The organism is Streptomyces sp. NPDC002845, assembly GCF_053591955.1.
Genome location: NZ_JBSFUU010000160.1, coordinates 1 through 8,546, shown reverse-complemented (window position 1 = coordinate 8,546; position 8,546 = coordinate 1). Strand labels below are relative to the sequence as shown.

Genomic DNA, 8,546 nt, shown 5'->3' with positions numbered 1-8,546 from the left:
CGCCGGACGCCCCGTAACCGCCGTCGTCCACCCTGCCGGTCGTCCCATCGGACACCTCCATGATCAAGGTGTTGCGACGACTGGTTGAATCCGCCTTGTACGCCGCTATCCGGTCCTTGACGTACTGCCGCAGTTCCTCGGCCGTGGCCCGGGCCCCCGGACGCAGGACCACCGCGGCCGCGATCTCCTCGCCGAGCTCCTGATGCGGTACACCCACCACCGCGGCGAGGGCGACGGCCGGGTGCTCGTGCAGGATCTCCTCGACCTCGCGCGGGTAGACGTTGTAGCCGCCGCGGATGATCATGTCCTTCTTCCGGTCGACTATGTAGAGGTAGCCGTCCTCGTCCCGCCGGGCCAGGTCGCCGGTGCGCAGCCAGCCGTCCGGGACGGCGATCGCCGTCTCCTCGGGGCGGTTCCAGTAGCCCTTCATCAGGTTGGGGCCGCGTACGGCCAGCTCGCCGATCGCTCCGGGGGCGATGTCCTGGCCCTTGTCGTTCAGCAGCCGGACCTCCACGTCCTGGATCGGGGTGCCGATCGAGCCGGCCTTGCGGGGCCGGTCGAGGTGGTTGAACGTCACCACGGGACTCGTCTCGGACATGCCGAAGCCCTCCAGCACCGCGCAGCCGAAGCGCTCCTCGAAGCCACGCAGCACCTCCACCGGCAAGGAGGCGCCGCCGGAGACGCACATCCGCAGCGTCGACACGTCCGCGTCCGTCGGGTGCTGCAGCAGGGCCGCGTACATGGTCGGTACGCCACCGAAGACCGTGGCCCGGTCGCGGGCGATGGCATCCAGCACGGTCTGCGGGTCGAAGCGCGGGATGAGCGTGAGCGAGGCGCCGCTGCAGACGGCCACGCTCATCGTGCAGATCTGGCCGAAGATGTGGAACAGCGGCAGACAGCCCACCACCACGTCGTCCGCCGTCATCCGCTGGACGTGGACCTTATTGGCCTCGGTGTTGTGCCGCAGTCCGCCGTGGGTGAGCGCGGCGCCCTTGGGCTTGCCGGTGGTGCCGGACGTGTACAGCAGGACAGCCACGTCGTCGTCCGCCGTCCGAGCCACCTCGCTCAGCGGCTCGTGCCCGGCCAGCAGCGCGGCGAAGGACGAAGGCTCCACTGCCATGCGCCGTACCCCGGCTGCAGCCGCTCCCTGCACGCCCTCTCCCGGCGCCTGGTGCCATTCGAAGAGCAGTACGGCGCCTGAGTCGCTGAGGTGGTACGCGGTCTCCCGCTCCTTCAGCAGCGGGTTCAGCGGCACCACGATCGCCCCGGCCCGGAGCGCGCCGTAGTAGAGCACGACGAACTCGGGGACGTTCGGCAGCATCAGGGCGACCCGGTCTCCGGGCCGTACGCCTTCGGCCCGCAGCAGCGCGGCCGCACGGGCGCTGCGTTCGTCCAGCTCCGTGTAGGAGGTGATGTGCGACCCCAGCCGCAGTGCGGGCCGTTCGGGCTGCCGGGCCGCCGTCCGCACCAGAAATTCCGCCAGATTCGCCATGACCGTCCTCCACGAACTCACCGTTGAAATCCGCTGTTCACGTGGGCGCCATCGTGCTTCTGACCACCGCCGACGCCAATGGACCGCGCGACACCATCACCCGCCCACAACTGTTCCCGCGAACAAGACAGGCACATTAAGCTGCGATGATGGACCTTTCAGACGTGATCGCGGCGATCCACGAGCAGCTTCCCGAGCTGGGAGAGCGGATCGCGGAACGCATTCGCGCGGACGTCCCCGCGTATGCGGATGAGTCACTCATCCCGTTCGACTCGCTGCGCCGGTCCTGCACCGCCAATGCGGACCTGGTCCTGATGCATCTGCGCCGTTCCGGCGCACCGGATCCCGGACCCGCCCGGGAGACCGGCAGGATCCGCGCCGAGCAGGGCATGCCGCTGGCGGACATCCTGCACGCGTACCGGATCGGCTTCGAGTTCGTGTGGTCGGAAATTCTCACCCAGGCACGCACCCGCACCACGGTCCCCGACGCGCAGCTCGTGGACCGATCAGCGGAGATCTGGCACCTGTTCGGGCTCTATGCCGAGGCCGTGGCGGCCGCACACCGGGAGACCACCGCCGAGCTGGCCGTGCAGCGCGGCGCCCGTCGCTCGGCACTGGTCGAAGCACTGTTCTCCGGCGTGATCGCCGACCGCATCACACTGTGGGACGCGGCCCGCGAACTCGGCCTACCGGAACGCGGCCCCTACTCTGTCGTCGTGGCGGCGGCAAGCTCCCCCGGCGAGGAGCCTCTGTCGGGCGTGGAAGCCTCGCTGCGCCAGGCACACCTGCCCTCCGCCTGGCGGCTGCTGCCGGATCAGCAGATCGGCCTCATCGCCGTCGCCACACCGGAGGCGGAGGCCACCGGCCTGCGCATCCTGCGCCGCGCCGGCGCCCGCGTGGGCGTCAGTCCCCGCTTTTCCTCGCTGCGGGGCACACCCCAGGCCCTGCGCTTTGCCCGGCTGGCCCTGGCGGGACTACCGGACGGCGGCCCAGGCGTCGCCCGCTTCGACGACAATCCCCTCGCCATGCTTGTCGCCGCCGCCCCCGTGGAGGCCGCTCACCTGATGAACGTGGTCCTGAAGCCCGTACTTGACCTACCGGGCCTCGAACGCACACGTCTCCTGGGCACTTTGGAGCACTGGTTCGACGCCGGCGGCTCCGCCGCGACCACGGCGGAACGCCTCTACGTCCACCCCAACACTGTCCGCTACCGCCTGCGCCGCGTCGAGGAGCTGACCGGCCGTTCCCTCTCGGATCCCCATACAGTGGCAGACCTCGGCGCCGCACTGCTGGCCACGCGAAGCCCCGCGACGGCGCGAAGCCCGGACACCGACCAGGCGACATCGACTGAATGACCTGTCCCAAACCCCGCAACAGCCGCACCGCGACGGTCATCACGTACACGCGGGTCCCGGGCGGGGTCGTCATGGCCAGCAGTATGCCCACGCCCTCGGGTGTTGCGGCCGGGGCCCTCGTGTCGTCTGCGAGCGGAGTTGTGCCTCGCTCGCCGAGCGATGCGCAGCCACTCGGGTGGCGGAGAGTGCTGGTAGAAGGGATGGGAGGTGACATGGACGCTGCCGGAGCCGATGCTGACCACCCCCGTGTCCGTGCCCGATCTGCGGCCTGGCTGTACTGCGGAGCCGAAGTTATGGACAGGGTTTGCCATTGTCCGTTGTCCATGGCCAAGTCAGGACCATGAAGGGCGGCTGGCCCACTCGCACAGATCGCCGCACCCGTCGGTGTCGGTGGACTGATCGCCTCCGTCATTGCCCTGTCCGTCGGCTCATCCCTCTTCAGACGTCTACTAGTCACCGACACCCCCGCCACACTCGAGCAGCGGGGGTGTCGCATGTTGGACTGACCTGGCCGTCACCCCGTACTTGTCACACCGCGCCGGGGTCCGCGCTGCGGCCGAAGACCCGTGCTTCACAGGTCTTGGAGCTTGTCGACGCGGACGGGACCGCCGGTGGTGACGGACTGGACGGCGGCGAGGGCGATGGCCAGGGCAGCGCGTGCGTCCTCGCCGGTGGCGGAGGGGGTGCGCTCGGTGCGGACGCTGTCGGTGAAGTCGGCGAGTTCGGCCACATAGGCGTCGTGGAAGAGGTGCTGGTCGTAGGTGACGCACTCGGCGGCGACGCCGTCCGGGCCGTATGCGGTCAGGTGGGTGCGGCGGACGTCGCCCATGGTGAGCATCCCGGCCGAGCCGAGGACCTCGGCGCGTACGTCGTAGCCGTAGACGGCCTGGAAGCTGGCCTCGGCGGTGGCGAGGGCGCCATTGTCGAAGCGGACGGTGACGACGGCGGTGTCGAGCAGGCCGCGGTCCTTGAAGTCGGGGCGGATCAGGGCGTCCGCCATGGCGAAGACCTCGACGGGTTCGGCACCGGGATTGAGGTGGCGCAGGACGTCAAAGTCATGGATGAGGGTCTCCAGGAAGATCGTCCACGGCGGTATGCGGGCCGGGTCGGCCAGAGCGGGGTCGCGGGTGAGCGAGCGCAACAGCTGCGGTGTGCCGATGGCGCCGGCGGCGATCTTCTCGTGGGCGGCCCTGAAGCCCGCGTCGTAGCGGCGGTTGAAGCCCACCTGGAGGAGCACGCCCGCATCCGCGGCGGCCGCGATGGCGCGGTCGGCCTCGGCGAGGGTGACCGCCATCGGCTTCTCGCAGTAGACCGCCTTGCCCGCCTTGGCGGCCGCCTCGACCAGGTCGGCGTGGGTACGGGCCGGGGTGGCGATCACCACCGCGTCGATGTGCGGGTCGGCGAGCAGTTCACCGATGTCCGTGTAGGCGGTGGCGCAGCCGAGCCGGTCGCCCAGGCTCCGCGCGGCGCCCGGGGTGGGGTCGGCGATGGCGACGAGCCGGACGCCCGGGAGGCGGTGGGCGAGGGTCTCGGCGTGGAACGAACCCATCCGTCCGGCGCCGAGGAGGCCGACGGCGAGAGGCTGCTGGGTGGTCATGCGGGTGCTCCGTACGTCGTCGTCAGGGTAAGTACAGGCTGTGGAGACAGTCAGACGGTGAAGGCGGAGCGGAAGCGCTCCAAAGCGAGCTCGCTGTCGCCGGAGGCCCACGCCTCCATCGCCACCGTGCCCTCGTAGCCGAGGCCCACCAGGGCGCGGGCGACGGCGGGGTAGTTGATCTCCCCGGTTCCGGGTTCGCGGCGGCCGGGGACGTCGGCCACCTGGATCTCGCCGATCAGGCCCAGGGCATGGGCCCTGCGGACCAGCTCGATCAGATTCCCCTCGCCGATCTGGGCGTGGTAGAGGTCCAGATTCATCCGCAGCCCGGGCCGGTCCACGGCCGCGACCAGGGCCAGGGTGTCGGCGGCCGTCGCGAACGGCACCCCGGGGTGGTCGACGGCGGTGTTGAGGTTCTCCAGGGTGAAGACGACCCCGGCGCTCTCGCCCAGCTCGGCGAGGCGGGTGAGCGTGCGGTGGGCGGCGATCCACATCTCTCCGGTGACCTCACCGGTCACCGGCACCACCGGCAGGCCCTGGCCATCCAGTCCGGTGCCGTGCAGGTTCAGGCGAGGGCAGCCCAGTTGCTCGGCAGCCTTGAGTGACTCCTCGGCGGTGCTCAGGAGTTCGGCCGCGCCCTCCTCGTCGGTCAGACTGCCGCGGATGTAACCGGTCATGGAGGAGAAGTCGGCCGGGGTCCGGGCCAGAGCGGCAAGGTCGTGCCGGGTCCAGTCCCAGATCTCGACCTGGAAACCGGCGTCATGGATGCGCCGTGCCCGCTCGTCGATCGGCAGATCCAGGAAGACCATCTCGGCGCAGACCGCCAGTGTGTACATCGCCACGTACCTCTCTCCGCGACTTCGGGCTAGAACGTTCAACAAACTAGAACGTTCTAGAATCCTGTGGAGCAGCAGTACGCCAGCTGTCGCCCTCCCCTGTCAAGGCTCCGGTGGCCAGTGAAAGCTAGAACGTTCTATAGTGACTCTGTAGGAGACGACCCCGACCAGGGAGGACAGGTTGCCGGCGACCCCAGCGGTCCCCAACGGAAAGCGACCGACGCTCGCCGACGTGGCGTCGCGGGCAGGGGTGTCCACAGCGCTGGTCTCCATCGTGATGCGCGGCGCGAAAGGGGCCGGCCAGGCCACCCGCGAGCGCGTCCTTCAGGCCGCGCGGGAGATCGGTTACCGACCCGACGCCCGGGCCCGGCTGCTCCGCAGCCACCGCTCCCATCTGCTCGGGGTGCAGTTCGGCCTCCAGCATCCGTTCCACTCCGACCTGGTGGAGGGCATCTACGCGGCGGCCGAACCGGCCGGGTACCAGATCGCGCTGAGTGCCGTGGCCGCCGGGCGCGGCGAGCAGCGCGCCGTCGAGACACTGCTCGACGACCGCTGCGAGGCGCTGATCCTGCTCGGCCCGCAGGCCCCCGCCGCGCGGCTGGCGGAACTCGCCGGGCAACTGCCGGTCGTCTCCGTGGCCCGCCGGCTGCGGCCGTCCGTCCCGGGCCTGGAAGTCGTACGGACCGCCGACGACGAGGGAGCCGGCCAGGCGGTGGACCACCTCGTCGCTCTGGGCCACCGCGACATCGCCCACATCGACGGCGGCCGGGCACCGGGCGCAGCCGACCGGCGCCGCGGCTACCGCACCGCCATGAACCGCCACGGCCTGGGCGAACTCATCCGCATTCTCCCCGGCGGTCTCACTGAGGAGGAAGGCGCCGAGGCCGCCCGAACCCTGTCGGCCACCCGCCCGCGCCCCACCGCCGTACTGGCCTTCAACGACCGCTGCGCGACCGGCGTACTCGACCTCTTCCTCCGCTCCGGCGTCGCGGTCCCCGGCGACATCTCCGTCGTCGGGTTCGACGACAGCCATCTGGCCCGCCTTGCCCACATCGACCTCACCACCGTCGGACAGGACATCGCACGCCTCGCCGGGCTCGCCGTCGGCCGGGCCGTCGCACGCCTGGAGGGTGCGGAGATCCCCGCCGGGGAACAAGTCATCACCCCCCGTCTCGTCGTCCGGGGAACGTCCGCCCCGCCCCCCTGAAGGCAGATCCCGGGCGTGCGCGGCCTGTGTGTTCCACGGCGACGACGCCGACCACACCGAGAAAGTACCGGTTCGACTCGACGTCGTACATGCCGACCGGCCTGATCAGGAACGGCTGCCCCTCGGGCACACGCCACTCGTCCAGTTGCTCATCGAGGCCGCAAACAGCTCGCTGAACTCCCGCATGAACGGCGACACATCCCGCGGCCACATCAGCTCGACGGATGAAGTGCACCCGCCATCCAGTGATCGACATGGCGCCGGACGATATCCCGCGGACAGCTCAACAGCGCATAACCGAAGTGGGACGGATTTCGGGCTCTCGTCTCCGTCGACGCGGGCCGGGTCGTGCTGCGCTCCAGGCGCGACACCGAGATGGCGGCCTCGTTTCCGGAGGTCGTGGCCGGGGTCGTGCAGTTGCCGGACGCGACCGCGTTGGATGGCGAGCTGGTCGTATGGGACGCTGCGGGCCGCCTGGCGTTCGAGCGGCTGCAATACCGGCTTGTGGCCGGCCCACTTCGTCGGGTTCGATCTGCTCAGGCTGTCCGGGACGGACACGACCGGGTGGCCGTACCGGAGGCGCAGGGCCGCGCTGGAGTCCATGTTCGCCGCCCGCCGGCTGTCGGCGCCGCGGGTTCTGTGTCCGTCGACCACCGAGGCCGATGTCGTGCGCGAGTGGCTGACGTGGGCGTCGGTCGGGATGGAGGGCGTGGTCTTCAAGAAGCTGGACGACGCCTACCGGCCCTCGGTGAGGGGCTGGGAGAAATACAAGGTCCGCGAGACGAGCGAAGCGATCGTCGGCGCGGTCACCGGCTCTCTGGCCGTTCCTCGCACGCTGCTGCTCGGCAGGTACGACGGCGGAGGACGCTTCCAGTACGTCGGCCGCACCACCACCCTCGCCCGGGCGGCAGGTGCGGCGGTCGCCGGTCTGCTCGCTCGTGGGCGGCGCGGTCATCCGTGGACAGGCTGGTCGTTCTCCGCCGGGTGGGGCAGCCAGGAAAAACTTGTCGTCACGCTGGTGGAACCCGAGCTGGTGGTGGAAGTCGGCGTCGACGTCGCCCGCGACGCCTCCGGCCGGTGGCGACATCCCGCACGCTGGCACCGCGCCCGCCCCGACCTCTCCCCCACCGACGTCCCCCGCCTGACGTCACCGCCGCACTGACGGCGGCCGGGCACGGAGGCCCGCCGACGCGCAACCGGCTGAGCGCGCCCCGATCCCCGGCTGCGTCCGCGCCGCCCATCCCGCCCTCCCACTCCTCAACTCCAGCCAGGGCATGGTCGAAGGGGGTCGCAACGGGGATGTCAGCGGCCCGACCACGCCGAATGTTCGTGGTGACCTGGTCGGACTTCGGGGTGCTGTGGAGGCTGGCGCAACACCTCCCGCAACACTCAGCGCAACACTTGGCGCAACCTCTACCGCAACACTCAGCGCAACACGGCGCTTTATGAGGTGAAGCGGCGGCCGGGCGGGCTGGTCACGGTGTCGCCCTGCGATCGGGTACCCACGATCTGGAGCTGCTCGCCGGTCGCGCGCACGACCAGGTCCAGGACGTCGTCCAGGGCGAGACGCAGTTCGCATCCGTCCTCCGCCACGGCACGGTCGGACCCGGGGTCGGGGCGATGGTCTGGCGTGGAGGCCTCTTGGGCGGACCCAGACCTCCGCCCGGGCCGGATCAGACAGCGGGATTATGGGCTGCTCCTGAGCGCGGTGTGGGAACTGCGGCCGGCTGGCGCAGTTGGTCGGGGAGAAGATCGCCGTGGCGGTGCCGGAGGTAGGCGAGGGCCTGCTCGAGGGAGGGGTTGTGGTCGATGCCTTTCTTGACGAACTCCAGCCGCTGCTTGGCTTCTCGCAGGATTTCGGACCACGTGCGCACCCACACCCGGAAGTGAGTCCTGCGTGCGTGCCTGGCCAGGTGTCACCGTTGCGCCGACCACATCGAGCAGCGACTGAGAGGGCACTCATTCAATAGCCTCGTGCTTTCACGAGGTGGGCTGTCCGACTGGTGATCGCGTAAGCAGAAAGTGCCTCTGACCAGCGAGAATGAGGATTGTCGAGGTCCTT

Annotated in this window: 8 protein-coding genes and 1 pseudogene; 4 read left to right on the top strand and 5 right to left on the bottom strand. The window is 70.1% G+C overall.

Annotated elements, in window-relative coordinates; genetic code table 11:
- The coding region (locus ACWD3C_RS47250; RefSeq protein WP_451154793.1) for a long-chain-fatty-acid--CoA ligase at window positions 1-1,492 on the bottom strand (1,492 nt) is incomplete at its 3' end.
- A gap of 149 nt (window positions 1,493-1,641) precedes the next feature.
- Between ACWD3C_RS47250 and ACWD3C_RS47245 the strand changes: the two genes are divergently transcribed.
- Window positions 1,642-2,847: a PucR family transcriptional regulator gene (locus tag ACWD3C_RS47245; RefSeq protein WP_451154795.1), complete on the top strand. Its 1,206-nt coding sequence runs from the start codon at window positions 1,642-1,644 to the stop codon at window positions 2,845-2,847.
- 571 nt (window positions 2,848-3,418) lie between these two features.
- On the opposite strand, the gene ACWD3C_RS47240 is transcribed toward ACWD3C_RS47245, so the two are convergent.
- Both ACWD3C_RS47240 and ACWD3C_RS47235 read right to left on the bottom strand, forming a co-directional pair.
- Window positions 3,419-4,444 carry a Gfo/Idh/MocA family oxidoreductase gene (locus tag ACWD3C_RS47240; RefSeq protein ID WP_451154791.1) on the bottom strand — a complete coding sequence of 342 codons (1,026 nt, stop codon included), beginning with the start codon at window positions 4,442-4,444 and terminating at the stop codon, window positions 3,419-3,421.
- 50 nt (window positions 4,445-4,494) lie between these two features.
- Window positions 4,495-5,277, bottom strand: coding sequence for a TIM barrel protein (locus tag ACWD3C_RS47235; RefSeq protein WP_451154789.1), 783 nt, complete (start codon window positions 5,275-5,277; stop codon window positions 4,495-4,497).
- A 181-nt stretch (window positions 5,278-5,458) separates the two neighbouring features.
- Here ACWD3C_RS47235 and ACWD3C_RS47230 point away from each other — a divergent pair, with 181 nt between their 5' ends.
- The 3 genes and pseudogenes from ACWD3C_RS47230 to ACWD3C_RS47220 all read left to right on the top strand — a co-directional run bounded on the left by ACWD3C_RS47230 (window position 5,459) and on the right by ACWD3C_RS47220 (window position 7,646).
- The gene (locus ACWD3C_RS47230; RefSeq protein ID WP_451154787.1) at window positions 5,459-6,484 is read left to right on the top strand and encodes a LacI family DNA-binding transcriptional regulator; all 1,026 of its coding nucleotides are present in this window, start codon (window positions 5,459-5,461) and stop codon (window positions 6,482-6,484) included.
- Window positions 6,485-6,832: 348 nt separating this feature from the next.
- Window positions 6,833-6,922: pseudogene (locus ACWD3C_RS47225) on the top strand (hypothetical protein); the annotation flags it as partial.
- 64 nt (window positions 6,923-6,986) lie between these two features.
- Window positions 6,987-7,646: an ATP-dependent DNA ligase gene (locus ACWD3C_RS47220; protein WP_451154785.1), complete on the top strand. Its 660-nt coding sequence runs from the start codon at window positions 6,987-6,989 to the stop codon at window positions 7,644-7,646.
- A 281-nt stretch (window positions 7,647-7,927) separates the two neighbouring features.
- On the opposite strand, the gene ACWD3C_RS47215 is transcribed toward ACWD3C_RS47220, so the two are convergent.
- Window positions 7,928-8,077 (bottom strand): hypothetical protein, encoded by a 150-nt coding sequence (locus ACWD3C_RS47215; RefSeq protein WP_451154783.1) that lies wholly within the window; start codon window positions 8,075-8,077, stop codon window positions 7,928-7,930.
- Window positions 8,078-8,157: 80 nt separating this feature from the next.
- The gene (locus ACWD3C_RS47210) at window positions 8,158-8,358 is read right to left on the bottom strand and encodes a hypothetical protein (protein ID WP_451154781.1); all 201 of its coding nucleotides are present in this window, start codon (window positions 8,356-8,358) and stop codon (window positions 8,158-8,160) included.
- Between the last annotated feature and the right edge of the window lie 188 nt (window positions 8,359-8,546).

Bases quoted from the DNA above. Each gene is read 5' to 3' on its own strand.
- ACWD3C_RS47245 (WP_451154795.1), top strand. From the start codon at position 1,642: ATGGACCTTTCAGACGTGATCGCGGCGATCCACGAGCAGCTTCCCGAG.
- ACWD3C_RS47240 (WP_451154791.1), bottom strand. From the start codon at position 4,444: ATGACCACCCAGCAGCCTCTCGCCGTCGGCCTCCTCGGCGCCGGACGG.
- ACWD3C_RS47235 (WP_451154789.1), bottom strand. From the start codon at position 5,277: ATGTACACACTGGCGGTCTGCGCCGAGATGGTCTTCCTGGATCTGCCG.